This window comes from Bradyrhizobium sp. MI1.3 (genome assembly GCF_055811695.1).
Genome location: NZ_JBVVPQ010000199.1, coordinates 1 through 1,362 on the forward strand (window position 1 = coordinate 1; position 1,362 = coordinate 1,362).

1 protein-coding gene is annotated in these 1,362 nt (G+C 62.6%); it reads right to left on the reverse strand.

Annotation, left to right across the window (positions count from 1 at the left end; translation table 11 throughout):
- Positions 1 to 103: 103 nt before the first annotated feature.
- A protein-coding gene (locus AC0L3A_RS40600) for an IS3 family transposase (RefSeq protein WP_473256566.1) occupies positions 104 to 1,227 on the reverse strand; the annotation gives its coding sequence in 2 pieces (ribosomal slippage) (positions 104 to 984 and positions 984 to 1,227; 1,125 coding nt in all).
- Between the last annotated feature and the right edge of the window lie 135 nt (positions 1,228 to 1,362).

Sequence of the window (1,362 nt, forward strand, 5' to 3'; positions counted from 1 at the left end):
ACCCGAATTGCTTCCGAGCTGGGTCAGGATTACCTTGGAAAGCGGTATGACATCATGCCGGTAGCCGGCGGAGTATGATCTTCCCCCGAAAAAGTGGACGGGTTTAAGCGACTTTTAGCTCCATTTCGATCGGGGCGATATATCCGATGGCGGAATGGAGCCTGGTTCGGTTGTAGAAGCCCTCGATGAAGGCGAAGATATCGCGCTGAGCCTCGGCGCGGGTGTTGTAGTCGCGATGATGGACGAGCTCGGTCTTCAAGGTATGGAAGAAGCTCTCCATCGGGGCGTTGTCGTAGCAATCGGCCTTGCGGCTCATGGATGCGGTGATGTCGGCGTCGGTAAGAGCATCACGATAGGCGCGTGAGGCATACTGCACGCCGCGATCGGAGTGATGGATCAACCCAGCCTGGGGCCGTTGCTGCTGGATCGCCATTTTCAGGGCCGCGGATGCGAGTTCGACCTGCATATGATCCCGCATGGCCCAGCCGACGATCTTCCGGCTGAAGAGATCCATGACGGCAGCAAGGTACAGCCACCCCTCCGCGGTCGGGATGTAGGTGATATCAGCCAGCCAGACCCGGTTTGACGCATCCGCCGTGAAGTCGCGCGCGATCAGGTTCGGTGCGATCGGCAGGTCGTGGCGGCTGTCCGTGGTGCGCACCCGGCGCGGCGGCGCCATGATGGCGCGGATACCGTGTCGTTGCATCATTCGCTCGACCCGGCCGCGGCTGGTATCGCGTCCCTGCGCCCGCAGGACGGCATGGACGCGGGGGCTGCCGTAGCGGCCGCTGCTGTCCCGATGGATCTGCCGGATCACAGCCAGGAGCGCGGCATTGGATTTTGCCCGCTCGCTCACCGGCCGCTCGCGCCAGGCATAATAACCGGCCGGTGAGACCTCGAGCACCGCGCACATCAAGCGTATCGGATAGGTCTCGCGGTGATCCTCGATGAAGCGAAAGCTCATGTCCGGGTTCCGGCGAAGATCGCGATCGACTTTTTTAAAATGTTGCGCTCCATGCGCAGCCGCTCGTTCTCCTGGCGCAGGCGGGAGATCTCCGAAGCCTGGTCCGCCGACATCGGCGTCGCCTGCGTGGTGGAGCGCCACGCCGCCGATGCCGGCTCCTGCCGGAGCTTATCTACCCAGCGTCGCAATACCGAGTCGCGCAGACCGAGCTCCTTGGCCTGGCGCTTGTACTCCTCCGTAAACGACCGACGTTGACGTTCCATTCGACACCTCCGGGCTCAACAAGCCTACTACAGGTGTCCACCCATTCGGAGGAGGTTCAGTATGTGAAATAGAGGATGCGCTCTGGCGGACGCTCCGCATGCGCGCCGAGTGGTCGGATTGCCGCCGCGCCGCCG